The sequence below is a fragment of the Aeromonas rivipollensis genome (assembly GCF_010974825.1).
Lineage (GTDB): Bacteria > Pseudomonadota > Gammaproteobacteria > Enterobacterales > Aeromonadaceae > Aeromonas > Aeromonas rivipollensis.
Genome location: NZ_JAAILA010000013.1, coordinates 33,023 through 50,927 on the forward strand (window position 1 = coordinate 33,023; position 17,905 = coordinate 50,927).

The 17,905-nt window shown below is 61.5% G+C and carries 13 protein-coding genes; 4 read left to right on the plus strand and 9 right to left on the minus strand.

Translation table 11 applies throughout. The features are described 5' to 3' along the window. Positions 1 to 146: 146 nt before the first annotated feature. The 6 genes from ppiD to tig form a co-directional block, all read right to left on the minus strand. A complete protein-coding gene (gene ppiD / locus G4923_RS09845; RefSeq protein ID WP_163136888.1) occupies positions 147 to 2,060 on the minus strand; it encodes a peptidylprolyl isomerase in 1,914 nt (637 codons plus the stop codon). Positions 2,061 to 2,209: 149 nt separating this feature from the next. After that, a complete protein-coding gene (hupB, locus tag G4923_RS09850; protein WP_005315375.1) occupies positions 2,210 to 2,482 on the minus strand; it encodes a nucleoid-associated protein HU-beta in 273 nt (90 codons plus the stop codon). Positions 2,483 to 2,722: 240 nt separating this feature from the next. Further along, on the minus strand, positions 2,723 to 5,077 hold the full coding sequence (gene lon / locus G4923_RS09855) for an endopeptidase La (RefSeq protein WP_043130769.1): 2,355 nt from the start codon (positions 5,075 to 5,077) through the stop codon (positions 2,723 to 2,725). Positions 5,078 to 5,217: 140 nt separating this feature from the next. Next, a complete protein-coding gene (gene clpX, locus G4923_RS09860; RefSeq protein WP_005324108.1) occupies positions 5,218 to 6,492 on the minus strand; it encodes an ATP-dependent protease ATP-binding subunit ClpX in 1,275 nt (424 codons plus the stop codon). Positions 6,493 to 6,562: 70 nt separating this feature from the next. Continuing rightward, positions 6,563 to 7,186, minus strand: a complete 624-nt coding sequence (gene clpP / locus G4923_RS09865) for an ATP-dependent Clp endopeptidase proteolytic subunit ClpP (protein WP_005324106.1) — start codon at positions 7,184 to 7,186, stop codon at positions 6,563 to 6,565. A gap of 86 nt (positions 7,187 to 7,272) precedes the next feature. Further along, positions 7,273 to 8,583: a trigger factor gene (gene tig / locus G4923_RS09870; protein ID WP_106886931.1), complete on the minus strand. Its 1,311-nt coding sequence runs from the start codon at positions 8,581 to 8,583 to the stop codon at positions 7,273 to 7,275. A 430-nt stretch (positions 8,584 to 9,013) separates the two neighbouring features. Between tig and G4923_RS09875 the strand changes: the two genes are divergently transcribed. Both G4923_RS09875 and yfbR read left to right on the plus strand, forming a co-directional pair. Next, on the plus strand, positions 9,014 to 9,448 hold the full coding sequence (locus tag G4923_RS09875) for a YccF domain-containing protein (RefSeq protein ID WP_106886933.1): 435 nt from the start codon (positions 9,014 to 9,016) through the stop codon (positions 9,446 to 9,448). Positions 9,449 to 9,538: 90 nt separating this feature from the next. After that, positions 9,539 to 10,129 (plus strand): 5'-deoxynucleotidase, encoded by a 591-nt coding sequence (gene yfbR / locus G4923_RS09880; protein WP_106886934.1) that lies wholly within the window; start codon positions 9,539 to 9,541, stop codon positions 10,127 to 10,129. A 100-nt stretch (positions 10,130 to 10,229) separates the two neighbouring features. Here the strand turns inward: yfbR and lolE are convergent, their stop codons facing one another. From lolE to G4923_RS09895, 3 genes are all read right to left on the minus strand, one after another. After that, a complete protein-coding gene (gene lolE, locus G4923_RS09885) occupies positions 10,230 to 11,471 on the minus strand; it encodes a lipoprotein-releasing ABC transporter permease subunit LolE (protein WP_163136890.1) in 1,242 nt (413 codons plus the stop codon). After that, entirely contained in the window at positions 11,471 to 12,169 is a 699-nt protein-coding gene (gene lolD, locus G4923_RS09890) for a lipoprotein-releasing ABC transporter ATP-binding protein LolD (protein WP_042650389.1), read from the minus strand. Before lolD ends, lolE begins: the two co-directional genes overlap by 1 nt. A 97-nt stretch (positions 12,170 to 12,266) precedes the next feature. Continuing rightward, positions 12,267 to 13,502: a lipoprotein-releasing ABC transporter permease subunit gene (locus G4923_RS09895; protein WP_163136892.1), complete on the minus strand. Its 1,236-nt coding sequence runs from the start codon at positions 13,500 to 13,502 to the stop codon at positions 12,267 to 12,269. 308 nt (positions 13,503 to 13,810) lie between these two features. Here G4923_RS09895 and G4923_RS09900 point away from each other — a divergent pair, with 308 nt between their 5' ends. Both G4923_RS09900 and mfd read left to right on the plus strand, forming a co-directional pair. Beyond that, the gene (locus G4923_RS09900; protein ID WP_106886938.1) at positions 13,811 to 14,386 is read left to right on the plus strand and encodes a PilZ domain-containing protein; all 576 of its coding nucleotides are present in this window, start codon (positions 13,811 to 13,813) and stop codon (positions 14,384 to 14,386) included. A gap of 40 nt (positions 14,387 to 14,426) precedes the next feature. Continuing rightward, positions 14,427 to 17,879, plus strand: coding sequence for a transcription-repair coupling factor (gene mfd / locus G4923_RS09905; RefSeq protein WP_163137056.1), 3,453 nt, complete (start codon positions 14,427 to 14,429; stop codon positions 17,877 to 17,879). Positions 17,880 to 17,905 lie beyond the last annotated feature (26 nt).

The window sequence follows — 17,905 nt, forward strand, 5'->3', positions numbered from 1 at the left end:
GCTTATCCCCTGCCAGCATAGGCAGCACAAGCCCGTGCCAGTCTCCTTCCCTCTTCAGCCCGCCCGCGCTTGCCGAGCAGGCACGTGTGCGGGACATAAAAAAACGGCTCCATCAAGGAGCCGTTTTCAATGAGGGCGAGGGTCGATTACTCGACGGTCGCCTCCACGTCGGTGAAGTACTCAATCTTGGCCGCTTTGCGCAGCTCGTCGATCAGCGACTTGTAGTCTGCCTGGGCCTTGCCCTGACCGAGCTGGCCTTGCAGCAGGCTAACCATCTGGGACGGCTCCTTGGTCACATTGACCTTGTCCAGCGCCACCACCACGCGATCGCCATTGGCTTCGGCCACCAGCTCGACGCTCGGCTTGCCATCCTTCGGATGGGGCATGCGGAACGCCTGGGCCAGCAGGTTCTGATCCATCTCCTGGGCGAAGCGGGAGACACCCTTGTGGCTCTCAACCTTCAGCCCGAGGGCGGTCAGATCGGCCTGGATGTCCTCGCCGGCGTGCAGCTTGTCAAGCAGGCCCTGGGCCTTGCCACGGGCTACTTCGCTGGCCTTCTCATGCTTGATGGCCGCAATCACCTGGTCTTTTACCTCCGCCAGCGGCTTGGCCGCCTTGGGCTGGTGACCCATGATGTGCAGCACCAGCGCCTTGCCATCGGCGAGCTCGATCACGTCGGAGTTGGTGTTCTCGTCGCGCAGTTGCTCGGAGAAGGCGGCAGCAAGCACCTTGGGATCATTGAGGGGCGCCTGGGCATCGGCCTGGCTGAAGTAATCAGACGAGACCACCTTCAGACCCATGGCTTCGGCGGTCAAGTCCAGCGAATCCGGGTTCTCGAAGCTGCTGTCGGCCATCTTCTGCTGCTCGGCGAAGAACAGTTCCTTGGCCTTGTCCGCTTGCAGACGGGTGATGGTTTCGCTCATCACATCCACGAACGGCTTGGTCTTGGCAGGCTCGACGGCCAGCAGCTTGATGATGTGGAAACCGAACGGGCTCTTCACCACAGCGGAGAGATCCCCCGCCTTGGCCAGCGCAAAGGCAGCCTGCTCGAAGGCCGGATCCATCACCCCTTTCTCGAACCAGTCCAGTTCGCCGCCCTTCTTGGCAGAGAAGGTATCGCTGGAGTTGGCTTTGGCCAGGGTAGCGAAGTCTTCACCGCCCTTGACCTTGGCCAGCAGCTCGTCGGCCTGCTTCTGGGCCGCCTTCTCATCCTTGCCAAAGGGGATCAGGATGTGTGCCACACGGCGACGCTCGGCACGCTGGAACAGGTCCTGGTGCTGATCGTAGTAATCCTGGGCATCCTGCTCGGTCACCTTGATGTTCTTGCCAAGGTTGGCGGCATCGAGCAGCAGGTAGTCGACCTTGACCTTCTCGTCGTTCATGAAGCGGCCACTATTGGCCTTGTAGAACTGATCCACCTCGGCGTCGCTCACCTCGACCTCACCCATGTAGGCGGAGGCAGCCAAGCGCACCAGGCGCAGGTCCCGGGTCTGGTTGTAGAGCTTGTCGAGCTGCTCGGCCTCGCCCTTGAGGGCGAACTCGGAGCCCAGCAGGGCGCCCATCAATTGCTGGCGCACCATGTCCTGGCGCAGGGAGTCGCGGAACATCTCGGGGGTCATGCCGGCACGGCGGATCAGCTGCAGGTAACGATCGTTGTTGAACTTGCCGTCCTCGGCAAACTCCGGCATCTCCACGATGGCCTGCTTGATCTGCTCGTCACTGACCCGCAGGCCGAGCTGACGGGCCTTGTCATCGATCAGCGCCTGATCGATCAGCCTGTCCAGCACGCCGCGGCGGAACTGTTTCATGTAGTCGGGGTTGGCGGCTAGCTGGTTGAAGGCCTCACCCATTTGGGATTCCATGCGGGCCCGCTCGTTGCGATAGGCATTCTCCAGTGCGGGGGCACTGATGTCATTGCCGTTGACGGTAGCGGGGGCGGTACGTGCCGGGCCATTGAGGTAGCTGCCTACACCGGCCAAGGCAAAGGAGAGGATGATCAGGCCCAAGATAACCTTGGCTACCTTGCCCTGCGCCCCTTCGCGTAGTTTATCCAACATCATGTTTGTACTTATGCTCCCGAACTCGATGGGCATGAATAATGAAAAGGCGCACCGATTGCGATGCGCCTTGGTCAATCAGTATGAGGGAGAGCCCTCTCACTTGTCTGGTCAGCGACCAAGGTCGGAGCCGATGAGAATCAGCGCCCGGCTTAGTTGACCGCGTCTTTCAGGGCCTTGCCGGCTTTGAAGGCAGGAACTTTACCGGCAGCGATTTCGATGGTCGCACCAGTTTGCGGGTTACGGCCAGAACGAGCGGCACGCTCGCGAACGGCGAAAGTACCGAAGCCAACCAGAGCAACCTGGTCACCCTCTTTCAGGGCTTCACCCACGGCGTCAATGAAAGCATCCAGCGCACGGCCAGCGGCAGCTTTGGAGATATCAGCACCGTCTGCAATCTTGTCAATCAGTTGAGATTTATTCACTCTTATATTCCCCTTTTATCGAACATCGCTGCGGCACTGATTTCCCTGGCCACAACAAGTGGAGGTTTTATAACAAGCCTCCTGATCAGTTGCAAGTGACAATCTGGCGCAAACCCGCGCCACATCACGCATTGCGACTCATCATGAGTACCCGATCGGTGGTCAAGGCTACTTCCGTTATCCGGCGCATGCAAGCCTTAACCACCCCCCGAATGCGCCAAATTTGCGGCGCATCAACATTTACACGACAGAAACGCGTTCGAAACCCTGCGGATTGTCCTGCAACGCCAGTGCAAGCACCTCATCAATCCAGCGAACCGGATAAATTTCAAGGTCTTGTTTGACATTGTCCGGGATCTCCTCGAGATCTCGCTCGTTCTCTTTCGGGATGAGCACCCGCTTGATGCCACCACGGTGAGCCGCCAGCAGTTTTTCCTTGAGACCCCCGATGGGCAGCACTTCGCCGCGCAGGGTAATCTCCCCCGTCATGGCCACATCGGCACGCACCGGGTTGCCGGTGAGGCTGGAGACCAGGGCGGTACACATGGCGATACCGGCGCTCGGGCCGTCTTTCGGGGTCGCCCCTTCCGGCACGTGCACGTGGATGTCGCGCTTCTCGTAGAAGTCGGCGTTGATGCGCAGCTTCTCGGCACGGGCCCGCACCACCGTCATGGCAGCCTGGATGGACTCCTGCATCACATCACCGAGTGAACCGGTGTAAGTGAGCTTGCCCTTGCCCGGCACGTTGGTGGTCTCTATGGTGAGCAGATCGCCCCCCACTTCGGTCCACGCCAACCCGCACACCTGGCCTACCTGGTTCTGATCGGTGGCCTTGCCGTAATCGAAACGCTGTACCCCGAGGAACTCCTTGAGGTTCTCCTGATTGACCTGAACATGCTTGATGCTCTTGTCCAGCAGGATGCGTTTGACTGCCTTGCGACAGATCTTGGAGATCTCGCGCTCCAGGCTACGCACCCCCGCCTCGCGGGTGTAGTAGCGGATGACGCCGACCAGAGCAGAATCCTCGATGGTGATCTCGGACTCTTTCAGACCGTTGCGCTGGATCTGCTTGGCCAGCAGATGCTGCTTGGCGATGTTGAGCTTCTCGTCCTCGGTGTAACCGGACAGACGGATCACTTCCATCCGGTCCAGCAAGGGACCCGGGATGTTCATGGAGTTGGAGGTGGCCACGAACATTACGTCCGACAGGTCATAATCCACTTCCAGATAGTGATCGTTGAAGCTGCTGTTCTGCTCGGGATCCAGCACTTCCAGCAGGGCGGACGCGGGATCACCGCGCATGTCCGAGCTCATCTTGTCGATTTCGTCGAGCAGGAACAGCGGGTTCTTCACGCCGACTTTTGCCATCTTCTGGATGAGCTTGCCGGGCATGGAGCCGATATAGGTGCGGCGGTGACCGCGGATCTCAGCCTCGTCACGCACGCCACCGAGCGCCATGCGCACGTACTTGCGACCGGTCGCCTTGGCGATGGACTGACCCAGCGAGGTCTTGCCCACACCGGGAGGCCCGACCAGACAGAGGATGGGGCCCTTGAGCTTGTTCACCCGTGCCTGTACCGCCAGGTACTCGAGGATGCGATCCTTGACCTTGTCCAGGCCATAGTGATCCGAATCCAGCACCTCTTGTGCCTTGGCGAGATCTTTCTTGACCTTGGAGCGGGCCTTCCAGGGCACCTGCACCATCCAGTCCACATAGCTGCGCACCACAGTGGCTTCGGCGGACATGGGGGACATCATCTTCAGCTTGGCAAGCTCGGCCAGGGCCTTCTCACGGGCATCGTCCGGCATCCCCGCCTCGTCAATCTTGCGATTGAGGGCTTCGAATTCGTCCGGGCTGTCTTCCAGCTCACCCAGCTCTTTCTGGATGGCCTTCATCTGCTCGTTGAGATAGTACTCCCGCTGGCTCTTCTCCATCTGCTTCTTGACCCGGGAGCGGATGCGCTTCTCGACCTGCAAGAGGTCGATCTCCGACTCCATCATGGCCATCAGAAACTCGATGCGCTCGGACACAGAGGCGATTTCCAGCACCTTCTGCTTGTCTTCGAGCTTGAGCGGCATGTGGGCAGCCATGGTGTCAGCCAGGCGCGCCGCATCGTCGATCGCCGAGATCGAGGTCAGCACCTCGGGCGGGATCTTCTTGTTGAGCTTGATGTAGCCTTCAAACTGGCCGATGGCGGAGCGCACCAGCACATCCTGATCCTTCTCCTCGATGGGGGCAGACGCTATGTACTGCGCCTCACCGACGAAGAAGTCCTTGTCATCGATCATCCGCTCAAGACGGGCACGCTGGCCCCCTTCCACCAGCACCTTGACGGTGCCGTCAGGCAGCTTGAGCATCTGCAAAATGTTGGCCACTGTCCCGACGGAGAAGATCTCCTCCACCGTCGGCTCGTCAGTTGACGCATCCTTCTGGGCCACCAGCAAGACTTTCTTGTCCTGCTCCATGGCCGCTTCCAGACAGCGAATGGATTTTTCCCGCCCCACAAAGAGTGGAATGACCATGTGGGGGTAAACCACCACGTCACGAAGAGGCAGGACGGGAATCTCGATGCGTTCTGAACGCTCTAGGTTCATATATGTCCTCTCGGCTTGTTATACCGTTGGCAAAGCGCTTGGCTGAGTATATGGGGGCGCAAAGATGAGATTCAATCGCCTTGGCCGTAAAAAGCATGAAAGGGGCAAAATGCCCCTTTATGTGATTAAAAATCAGTCAGTTACTCTGACGCTGCGGCCTGTGTCTCGGGATTGTCGTAGATCATCAGGGGCGCGGAGTCCCCCTTGATCACCGTCTCGTCGATCACCACCTTGCTGACCCCTTCCAGGGAGGGCAGGTCGTACATGGTGTCGAGCAACACGGCTTCGACTATGGATCTCAGGCCACGGGCACCTGTCTTGCGCTCCATCGCCTTGCGCGCGATGGCGTTCAGGGCGTCGTCACGGAACTCCAGCTCCACCTCTTCCAGGGCGAACAACGCGGCGTACTGCTTGGTCAGCGCGTTCTTCGGCTCTTTCAGGATCTGGATGAGGGCAGCCTCGTCCAGCTCGGTGAGCGTTGCCACTACCGGCAGACGACCGATGAACTCGGGGATCAGACCGTATTTGATCAGATCTTCCGGCTCCACCTTGGCAAAGTTCTCGCTCAGGGTCGCCTTGGCATTCTTGGATTTGACGTCAGCGCCAAAGCCTATGCCGGTCCCCTTGACGGAACGCTGCTCGATCACCTTGTCCAGGCCGGCGAAGGCACCACCACAGATGAAGAGGATCTTGGAGGTATCGACCTGCAGGAACTCCTGCTGCGGATGCTTGCGGCCCCCTTGCGGCGGCACTGAGGCGATGGTGCCCTCGATCAGCTTCAGCAGTGCCTGCTGCACCCCTTCCCCGGAGACATCGCGGGTGATGGAGGGGTTGTCCGACTTGCGGGAGATCTTGTCGATCTCGTCGATGTAGACGATGCCGCGCTGGGCCTTCTCCACGTCGTAGTCGCACTTTTGCAGCAACTTCTGGATGATGTTCTCCACGTCCTCGCCCACATAACCGGCTTCGGTCAGGGTGGTGGCATCGGCCATGGTGAAGGGCACATCCAGCAGACGGGCGAGCGTCTCGGCCAGCAGGGTCTTGCCGCTGCCGGTCGGGCCAATCAGCAGGATGTTGGACTTGCCAAGCTCCACACCACCGGACTCGCTGCCGCTGCGCAGACGCTTGTAGTGGTTGTAGACGGCAACTGCTAGCACCTTCTTGGCGTACTCCTGCCCGATCACGTAGTCGTCCAGATGGGCGCGGATTTCATGAGGGGTCGGTAGCTCGCTACCATCGCGCTTGGGAGAGATCTCGCGGATCTCCTCGCGGATGATGTCGTTGCACAGCTCGACACACTCATCACATACGTAGACGGAAGGGCCAGCGATCAGCTTACGCACTTCATGCTGGCTTTTGCCGCAGAAAGAGCAATAAAGCAGCTTGTCGCCCTCACCCTTGCGTTTCTCTGTCATTCAGCGACCTCGTTTTATCAATAGAGGATGGATCGTCCTGTTGAGTTTACAACAGGACGGGATACCCTGCTCAGCCGCGCTGGCTCAGGATGCCGTCAACCAGACCATAGGCCACGGCCTGCTCGGCCGACATGAAGTTGTCACGGTCGGTGTCGCGTTCGATGGTGGCCATGTCCTGTCCGGTATGGAAAGCCAGACGATCGTTCAGGGTATTCTTGATTTTCAGGATCTCCTGGGCATGGATCTGGATGTCAGATGCCTGGCCCTGGAAGCCGCCCAGCGGCTGGTGGATCATCACGCGAGCGTTAGGCAGGCAGAAACGCTTGCCCTTGGCACCGCCGGCCAGCAGGAAGGCACCCATGGAGCAGGCCTGCCCCATGCAGACGGTGCTGACGTCCGGCTTGATGAACTGCATGGTGTCATAGATGGACATACCCGCAGTGACGGCACCACCCGGCGAGTTGATGTAGATGCTGATGTCCTGATCCGGGTTCTCGGACTCCAGGAACAGCAGCTGAGCCACCACCAGATTCGCCATGTGATCTTCAACCTGACCGGTCAGGAAGATCACCCGCTCTTTGAGCAGACGGGAATAGATGTCATAGGAACGCTCCCCTTTCGCCGTCTGCTCGACCACCATAGGGATGAGCGCATTGCGTGGGGATTCAGTCACATCGTTATAGTTCTTGTACATAAGGCATTGTCCCTAAAATAAAATGGCCCGAGTGGAGATCACACGAGCCATTATACTTAACAGTTTTGACCTTAAGTCAAATGTTCTTAGGCAGCGGCACCGGACTTGTTGATCACTTCGTCGAAGGCAACTTCTTTCTCGGTCACTTGCGCCTTGGACAGGATCAGGTCGATGGCTTGATCTTCGATGGCCAGGTTACGAACGCCGTTCAGCATCTGCTCGTTCTTCTGGTAGTACTCGATCACTTCCTTCGGATCTTCGTAGGCGGTGGCCATGGACTCGATGATGCTGGTCACACGGGCGTCGTCAGCCTTGATCTCGTTGGTGCGGATGACGTCACCCAGCAGCAGACCGACGCGTACACGACGCTCGGCTTGCGCCTGGAACAGCTCGGCCGGCAGCTCGGGAGCGTTGCCGCCCTGGAAGCCACCGAAACGCTGCAGGGCTTGCTGACGCAGGGTGTCGATTTCCTGGGCAACGGCAGCCTTCGGCAGATCGATCTGGTTGGCTTCAACCAGGCCGTTCAGCACTTGCTCTTTCACGCTGTTTTTCAGGGCTTGAGCCAGTTCGCGCTCCATGTTCTTGCGCACTTCGGCTTTCAGCTCTTCAACGCTGCCGCTCTCGATGCCAAAACGCTTGACGAACTCTTCGGTCAGCTCAGGCAGTACCTGCTCTTCAACCTTGTTCAGCTTGGAGGCGAACTTGGCCGCTTTGCCCTTCAGGGCTTCGGCGTGGTAGTCAGCCGGGAAAGTCACCTCGATGGTGAACTCGTCGCCCGCTTTCTTGCCCAGGATGGCGTCTTCGAAGCCAGGGATCATGCGGCCGGCGCCCAGTTCCAGAGTGAAACCTTCAGCCTTGCCACCGTCGAACTCTTCACCGTCGATGGAACCGACGAAGTCCAGGGTGACACGCATGCCATTGGCGGCAGCGGCATCGACGTCAGACCAGGTGGCGTGCTGCTTGCGCAGGGTGTCGATCATGTTGGCCAGGTCGGCATCCTTGACGGAGGCAACCGGCTTCTCAACCTTGATGCTCTCGAGACCGGCAACTTCAAACTCAGGGTACACTTCGAAAGTGGCGGTGAATTCGAAATCCTGGCCTTCCTTGATCTCTTTCGGATCCATGGTCGGTGCACCGGCCGGGCTCAGTTTGCTCTCGATGATGGCCTTGATGAAGTTGTTCTGCATCATTTCATCGGCAACGCGGGCATGGGCCATGGCGCCGAACATCTTCTTGATGATGGCAACAGGAGCCTTGCCAGGACGGAAACCGTCGATGCGACGAGTCTTGGCCAGGCCATTCAATTCTTTACGCACGGCAGCGTCAACGGTAGCAGCCGGTACAGTGATGGTAAGACGGCGTTCCAGACCTTGGGTTGTCTCTACAGAAACTTGCATTCTTTTACCTCGTTCAACTCAGCACTGTGTGCTGACCCTTTATTACCCCTGGGCAAAGCCCGGAGTCTTCCTGTTTATAAAGACAACGACTGTCTTTGTGATGAGAAAATATGACGCGACATTATAGCGGCGCACATTGGTCGCGTCGAGCCGCACATCCCCCATCCGGGGCACAGACAGCACAATTTGCGCAAGACTGCCTCCTATATGGGGAAGCCTTGAGCCGAGTTCAAGCATCAGGTTCGCAATAATTTGCACTTGCTCACCTTTTTGCACGCCACCCTATGCTTTTTTCATCTCCCGGCGTCGCCGGGAGCGGTGCGCTCAGGGGGTCTGCGACCCAAATTGTCCGCCTTCTCGCATCAGCCATTGCGTCCCTCGGCGCCGCTCGCTATGGTGACTGCCAATTTATGAGTCTGGAGAGACCCACATGTCCTTTTTCCGCTTCTTGTTCAATCTGCTCTGGTTTGTACTGGGGGGCGTCTTTATGGGGCTGGCCTGGTGGCTGGCCGGGCTGCTCTGCTTCGTCTCCCTGATAGGGATCCCCTGGGGGCGAGCCTGTTTCGTCATCGGCACCTTTACCTTCTTCCCGTTCGGCAAGCAGGCGGTCAACCGCAAGACAATGACGGGGCAGAGCGACATAGGCACAGGTGCCCTCGGGATGATTGGCAACATCCTCTGGTTCCTGGTGATCGGAGTCTGGCTGGCCATAGGCCACATCGCCTCGGCCCTGGCCTGCTTTGTGACCATCATCGGCATCCCGTTCGGCATCCAGCACCTCAAGCTGGCCCTGATTGCCCTGGCCCCCATAGGCCAGATGATAGTCACCAACCACGAGGCCGAATCCGGTCGCTATATTCGCTAAACAAGAATGCATCGCCAGGCTATGCCTGGGATGTCAAAAAAGGGCAGACTAGGGTCTGCCCTTTTCCATTGCCCCAATTCGAGGTCCCCCATGCTGCCCAGCCACTTCTTCGCCAACCTCGCCCGCATGCGGCTCATCTACCGCTGGCCCCTGATGCGCAACATACAGCCGGAGAACATCGCCGAGCACAGCCTGCAGGTGGCCATGGTGGCCCACGCCCTCGGTGTCATCAGCAACCGGCTGTTTGATGGCAAGGTGGATGCCAACCACGCCGCCGTCATGGCCCTCTACCACGACAGCAGCGAGGTGCTGACGGGCGACTTGCCGACCCCCGTCAAATATTTCAACCCCGAGATAGCCCGCGAGTACAAGAAGATTGAGCTCGCCGCCGAACAGCGTCTGCTGGGGATGCTGCCCCCCGAGCTGATGGAAGACTTTCGCCCCCTGCTCGACTCCGGTGCCCAGGACGACGCCCTCGCCCGGTTGGTGAAGGATGCCGACACCCTCTGCGCCTATACCAAGTGTCTGGAGGAACTGAGCGTCGGCAACCGGGAGTTCGAGCCCGCGCGCAAGCGCCTCGAGCAGATGCTGGAGGCCAGGATGAACCCGGCCATGCGCTACTTTATCGATGTGTTCGTGGCGAGCTTCTCGTTGCCGCTCGATGAGCTCAACGCCCACTGAGCCAGTCCGAACGACCAGAAGACAGAAGGGCCCGCCGGTGTGCACCGGCGGGCCCCTCTTTTTCAGCATATTGCCAGGTTTGGCAAACCTGGCCCTAGGATCAGTGGCCCAGCTCCCGGGAGGGCACCAGACCGCTGGCCCGCCAGGCGGGATAGAGGGTGGCCAGCAGGCTCATCAGGATGGCGGCACTGGTCACAATCACCAGATCCTGCATGTGCAGCTCGGTCGGTAGGAAGTCGATGAAATAGATGTCCGGGTTCAAGAAGCGATGGCCGATGAGCTTCTCGATAAAGCCCAGGATCTGGGTCAGCTTGCTCGAAAGCAGGCCCCCCAGCAGGGCACCGAGCAGGGCGCCTGCCACCCCGTTCACCATCCCCTGGATGACGAAGGTGAGCCGGATCTGGCCCGGGCTAGCCCCCATGGTCTTGAGGATGGCGATCTCGCTGCGCTTCTCGTTCACCGCCATCACCAGGGTGGAGACGATGTTGAAGCAGGCCACCGCCACCACCATCAGCATCACCACGTACATGACGGTGCGCACCATCTGGATGTCCTGATAGAGGTACCCCTGGCGACTCATCCAGCTGCTGATATAGACGTAGTGTGGGAATTTGCGGGCGGCCGCCACAGTGATGGACTGGGCCTTGAGCACGTCGTTCACCTTGAGGCTGAAGCCCTCCACAGCGCTGCCCATGCCGGTGATGGACTGGGCATCGGCCAGGTGCATGAACCCGAGCACGCCGTCGAGCTGGCCGCCTATTTCCAGCAGCCCCACCACGGTCAGTGTCTCCCGCCGGGGATTCTTGATCCCCGTCTCGTCTCCCCCTTGGGGCAGCAGCAGGGTCACGGGGTCACCTATCTTGACCCCCAGCTTGTCGGCTATGGTCTTGCCGAGGATCACCCCGTGCTCGCCCGCCTGCAGTTCACGAAACCCCAGCCCCGTCATGTAGTTGCCCGCATCCGACAGGTTCGCCTCGAGCTCGGGCAGCACGGCGCGCACCTGCACCCCCTTGATGGCGGAGCCGTGCTCCAGCAGGCCATCGAGGCGGATGACAGGGGCCGCGGCCTCGATCCCGGGCTGGGCCAGCAGGTAGTCCCTAAGCCTCGGCCAGTCGGGCAGCGGCGCCTCCATGCCGATGAGTTCCCCGTGGGGCACCACCGAGAGCACCCTGTTTTTAAGTTCCCGCTCGAAGCCGTTCATGGCGGAGAGGCCAAGAATGAGGGCCATCACCCCGAGGGCTATGCCAATCAGGGAAGAGGCGGAAATAAAGGCGATGAAGCCGTTGCGACGGCGGGAGCGGCTGTAACGCAGGCCCAGAAAGAGGGGCAGCGGCTTGAACATCAGGCGACCTCCGCCATGATGCCGCTCACCAGGGTCACCCGGCGGTGCAGCTTGGCGGCGAGGCTCAAGTCATGGGTGACCACCACGAAGGCCGTACCCAGCTCCCGGTTGAGCTCGCAGAGCAGCTCGTACACCGCAGTGGCGCTGGCGTGATCCAGGTTGCCGGTGGGCTCGTCCGCCAGCACCAGGCTCGGCTCGTTGACCAGGGCACGGGCGATGGCCACCCGCTGGCGCTCGCCACCGGAGAGCTCGGAAGGCCTGTGATTGAGGCGATGGGAGAGCCCCACCCGTCCCAGCATGCGGGTCGCCTTGTCGGTGGCGCTCGCCACCGACTCGCCGGCGATCAGCAGCGGCATGGCGGTGTTCTCCAGCGCGGTGAACTCGGCCAGCAGGTGGTGGAACTGATAGACGAAGCCCAGCTCCTGATTGCGAAAACGGGCCTGGGTCTTGCTGTCCCAGTGGTGGATGTCCTGCCCCTTGAACAGCACGGCACCGCTCGAGGGGTTGTCCAGCGCCCCCATCAGGTGCAGCAGGGTGGTCTTGCCCGAGCCCGAGCTCCCCACCACCGCCAGCATCTCGCCAGGGGCGACGCAGAGATCTATCCCCTTGAGCACCTGGGTCTCCAGATTGCCCTCTTTATAGACATGGTTGAGGGCCTGGCAGCGCAGCAGAGGCTCGCAGGACTGGGGTTCATTCATAACAGGGGCTCCACTTATACCGGTGACAACATTGGCACCGGTCACAACGCCGGCACTCGCACCGGAGGTAACAACAGAAGATGATGGATTCACGGCGCTATTCATAACGTAATGCCTCGGCCGGTTTGACCCGGGCCGCACGGGCCGCCGGATAGAGGGTGGCACTGAAGCTCAGCAGCACGGCACCCAGCAAGATAGTCATGACCTGGGCGGGTTCGACGATGACCGGCAGACCGCTGCCCCCCGCCGCCATATAGAGGTTGAGCCCCGCCGCATCGAGCAGGGGGTTGAGTCCGAACGACAGGGCCAGCCCCGCCAGACCGCCAAACAGGGCACCGATGACGCCGCTCGACGCCCCCAACACCATGAAAATCTTGACTATCCCCGACTCGCTCATGCCCATGGTACGCAGTATGGCGACCTCGCCTTCCTTGTCGGTGACCACCATCACCAGGGCGGAGAGGATATTGAAGGTGGCGACCGCGATGATCAGCACCAGCATCAGCCCCATCATGCGTTTCTCCATGGCCACGGCCTGGAAGAGTTCACCTCGCTCCCGGCGCCAATCCTGCCACTCCATCCCGTCCGGCAGCGCGGTTTTCACCACCTGGTCGGCGGCGAAGGGATCGTCGAGCCAGAGGCGGATGCCGCCCACCGTCTCCTCGGGCAGGCGCAGCAGGCGCTGGGCGTCACCAAGGGCAATCAGCGCCACCTGGCTGTCCACGTCGGCACCGACCCCGAAGATGCCGGAGACGGTGAAGAGCCGCTGGGCCGGCACCCGGCCAAAGGGGGTGAAGCGGGTCCCTTCGGTCAGGATGAGACGCACCTCGTCGCCAATGGAGACCTTGAGGCGGTTGGCCACCCCCTGCCCCAGCACTATGTGGTATTGGCCGCGTTGCAGGCTGTCCAGCCGCCCCCCCAGCATCTGGGCATGGAGGATGTCATCCTTGGGCCAGCGGGCCGGGTCTATCCCCTGCACGCTCACGCCGGTGAGCTGGCCCGGGCTTTGCAACATGCCTTCGCTGTCGAGCATGGGGGCCGTGGCCACCACGTGGGGCAGCGTGTCGAGATCGGGCAGGCCTGGCGGATGGGCATCGATACGCCCCGCCGGATTGGTCACCACCACGTGGGGGATCACCCCGAGAATGCGCCCCTTGAGCTGCCCTTCGAAACCGTTCATCACCGAAATGACCACCATCAGGGCCGCAACCCCGATGGCGATGCCAAAGGTGGAAAACAGGGAGATAAAGGAGACGAAGCGGTTACTGCGTCGCGAGCCTGCATAACGCAGGCCTATGGCCAGCGAGAGTGGCTGAAAAAGTCCAGTCTTCAAGGATATCTACGTTGCCAACAAAATAAGATGCCGGATAATAGGGTCTGTTGACGCCTCAACGCAAGCCGCGTTGCCGCAGCAGATGACGCCGGGGCAGGCGCAATGGCCCATTCTCCTGAGCCTTAAAGGCAGCCCATGGCGCCATGTTTCGCCCAATGCGCAGCCCCCGCCGCCATGTTGCGCGTCCCGCCGTGACGGGAGGGCCCCGGGGGATGACCGGACCTGGCTCGCGCCAGGCCGGGGACGCCGCCGCGGGCAAGGTCAACAGCGCCGTTAAAAATCGTCTATGACAACAAGGGATAGCCTCCATGCAGGAACAGTTCTTCAGCGTCACCCATGCCACGCCGGTCAATGTGATCCCCATGCCGGCCGACTTTCACCTGCCGACGCTGGAGGCCCTTGATGCCGAGCTGCCCGAGCCCTTTCGCATCGCCTCCGCCATCACCTCCATCGATCTGGTGAGCAGCCGCCTGCTGCGCAACCAGAACGAGTCCATGCACGATCTGGTGGAGATCATCAATCAGCAGTCCCGCAAGATCGACATGATCATGGGCTTCGTGCTGGCGGCGCAGGATCACCCCGAACATCGCTTCCACACCCTGCGCTTTGGCGCCGGCCAGCTCACCTACCTGCACCCGCGCCAGGGCCACGGCGAGCCGCCGCAACTGCACCAGCTGGTACGACTCAAGATCTTCCTGCGGGAAGAGGCCTCCGCCGTCTACTGCTATGGCGAAGTCAAGCAGCGGGAGCCCGGCGAGCACGGCACCCATGTGGTGCTCGACTATGTGCGGATCCGCGAGGATGACAGGGAGCTGCTGGTGCGTGCCAGCCTGCATGTGCAATCCAAGCAGCTCAAACTGCGTGCCCAAGAGCGTCAGCGCTAATCACAGCCAACGTCAACGTTAAAAGAATCGAACGATGCCAATGAAACTCCCCGCCTTGCCCGCCAAAGCGGGCCAGAAAATAACCCTGGGCCAGCTGGTCGGCAGCAGCCTGGCACTGGTCGCCGCCCGCCTCACCCGGGAGGCCAACCGCCCCGTCCTGCTGGTGACCGCCGATACCCCGAGCGCCCTGCGCCTCGAACAGGAGCTCAGCTTCCTGCTGGCCGATCAGGGTTGCCCCGTGCTGATGTTCCCGGACTGGGAAACCCTGCCCTACGACACCTTCTCCCCCCATCAGGACATCATCTCCCAGCGGCTCGAGACCCTCTATACGCTGCCGCAGATGAGCAGCGGCGTGCTGATAGTGCCCATCTCCACCCTGATGCTGCGCACGGCGCCCCAGGCCTATCTCGACAAATACAGCCTGATGGTGACCAGCGGCCAGCGCCTCAACCTGCAACAGCTGCGAGGACGGCTGGCGGAGGCGGGCTATGTGGCGGTGGAGCAGGTGCTGGAGCACGGCGAGTTCGCCGCCCGCGGCTCCCTGCTGGATCTCTTCCCCATGGGTAGCAGCCGCCCCTATCGCATCGACTTCTTCGACGACGAGGTGGACTCCATCCGCCCCTTCGATCCCGAGAGCCAGCGCTCCAGCGAGCCGGTCAAGTCGGTGAGCCTGTTGCCCGCCCGGGAGTTTCCCACCGACGAGGCCGCCATCGAGCTGTTTCGCGGTCAGTTCCGCGAGCAGTTCGAGCTGTCGCGGGCGGAGGGATCCGTCTATCAGGAGGTGAGCAAGGGGCGCTGGCCCGCCGGCATCGAATACTATCTGCCGCTCTTCTTCAGCCTGACCGCCAGCCTGTTTGACTACCTGCCAGACAACACCCTGCTGCTCACCGTGGGGGAGATCTACCCGGCGGCCCAGCGCTTCTGGAACGACATAGGCCAGCGCTATGAAGACAGGCGCTGGGACAATACCCGCCCCCTGCTGCCTCCCCAGCAAATTTACCTGCCGGTTGAGCAGCTCTTCGCCGCCCTCGGCCAGTACGGCGCCGTGCGCCTGCAGGAGGCGGCCACCGACGGCGGCGCGGGCCAGCACGACTTGCCCATTGCCCCCCTGCCCGACCTGCAGCTCGATCACAGCAAGGAGCAACCCCTGCTGGCCCTCAGCCAGTTCCTGCAAGGCTTTGCCGGCCGCACCCTGTTCGCGGTGGAGTCCGAGGGGCGGCGCGAGGGGCTAGGCGATCTGCTGGCGCGGATCAAGCTGCAACCCAGGGAGTTCGCCTCCCTCGAGGAGTTCGTCGGGAGCAAGGCGCGTCATGGCCTGCTGGTCAGCCCGCTGGAGCGGGGCTTCCTGCTCGAACCTGCCGGGGCAGAGGCCCTGGCCCTCATCACGGAGACCGAGCTGCTCGGCGGCAAGATCAGAAGCAAGCGGCAGCGGGAGAAGAGCAAGAACCTGAGCTCGGATGCGGTGATCCGCAACCTCGGCGAGCTGACCCAGGGCCAGCCCGTGGTGCATCTGGATCACGGGGTCGGCCGCTATCTCGGGCTCGAGACCCTGGATGCCGGCGGCCTGCCCACCGAGTTCCTCACCCTGGAGTACGCAGGTGGCGACAAGCTGTTCGTGCCGGTCACCAACCTGCACCTTATCAGCCGTTACACGGGTTCGGATAACCCCCCCAGCCACAAGCTAGGCGGCGAGGCCTGGGTCAAGGCGCGGCGCAAGGCGGCGGAGAAGGTGCGCGACGTGGCCGCCGAGCTGCTCGATGTCTATGCCATACGCGCGGCGCGGGCCGGCTTTGCCTTCAAGCACGACAAGGAGAGCTACCGCCAGTTTGCCGCTAGCTTCCCGTTCGAGGAGACAGAGGATCAGCTCAATGCCATCAATGCGGTGCTCGGCGACATGTGCCAGGCCAAGAGCATGGACCGGCTGGTGTGCGGCGACGTGGGCTTTGGCAAGACGGAGGTGGCGATGCGCGCCGCCTTCGTGGCGGTGCACGGCGGCAAGCAGGTGGCCGTGCTGGTGCCCACCACACTGCTGGCCCAGCAGCACTACGACAACTTCCGCGATCGCTTCGCCAACTGGCCGGTGCGGGTGGAGGTGCTGAGCCGCTTCCGCTCAGCCAAGGAGCAAACGGCCGTGCTCAAGGAGCTGGCCGATGGCAAGGTGGACATCATCATAGGCACCCACAAGCTGCTCGGCTCCGACCTCACCTTCAAGGATTTGGGGCTGCTCATCGTCGACGAGGAGCACAGATTCGGGGTGCGGCAGAAGGAGAAGATCAAGGCGCTGCGGGCCGATGTGGACATCCTCACTCTCACAGCCACCCCGATCCCGCGCACCCTCAACATGGCGATGTCCGGCATGCGGGATCTCTCCATCATCGCCACCCCGCCCGCCAAGCGGCTCGCCATCAAGACCTTCGTGCGCCAGCACGAGCCGGCCGTGGTGCGCGAGGCTGTGTTGCGGGAGCTCAAACGGGGTGGTCAGGTCTACTACCTGCACAACGACGTCGAGAGCATAGAGAAGTGCGCCGCCGATCTTGCCGAATTAGTGCCGGAGGCGCGCATCGGCATCGCCCACGGCCAGATGCGCGAGCGCGATCTTGAGCGCATCATGTCGGACTTCTACCACCAGCGCTTCAACCTGCTGGTGTGCACCACCATCATAGAGACCGGCATAGACGTGCCGAGTGCCAACACCATCATCATGGACAGGGCCGATCACCTGGGGTTGGCCCAGTTGCACCAGCTGCGGGGCCGGGTCGGCCGCTCCCACCATCAGGCCTATGCCTACCTGCTCACCCCCCATCCCAAGCTGATGACCAAGGATGCCGCCAAGCGGCTGGAAGCCATCGCCTCGCTTGAAGATCTCGGGGCCGGCTTTGCGCTCGCCACCCACGATCTGGAGATCCGGGGCGCGGGCGAGCTCTTGGGGGACGATCAGAGCGGCCAGATCGAATCGGTCGGTTTCACCCTCTACATGGAGATGCTGGAGCAGGCGGTGGAGGCCCTCAAACATGGCAAGGAGCCGTCGCTCGAGCAGCTGATGAGCCAGCATACCGAGGTAGAGCTGCGCCTGCCCGCCCTCTTGCCGGACGACTACATCCCGGACGTCAACATGCGTCTGTCCATGTACAAGCGCATCGCCAGCGCCGCCGACGAGCAGGAGCTGCGCGAGCTGAAAGTGGAGCTTATCGATCGCTTCGGCCTGCTGCCTGAGCCGACCAAGACCCTCATGGAGATCGCGGCCTTCCGCCAGCGGGCCACGGCCCTTGGCATTCGCCGGGTGGAGATGAGCGATCGCGGCGGCTATCTGGACTTCACCCAGGAGACCCGCGTCAACCCGACCTATCTGGTAAAACTGCTCTCTGAGCAGCCACGTATCTATAAAATGGATGGACCTACCCGTTTGCGCTTCCAGGTACCGAACCAGGACAGAGCCATGCGCCTGAAACTGGTGGATGCCCTGCTGACGGATCTCGCCAACAACAGCCTCTAGTGGCAGCGAGTGCCAAACAAAACGGG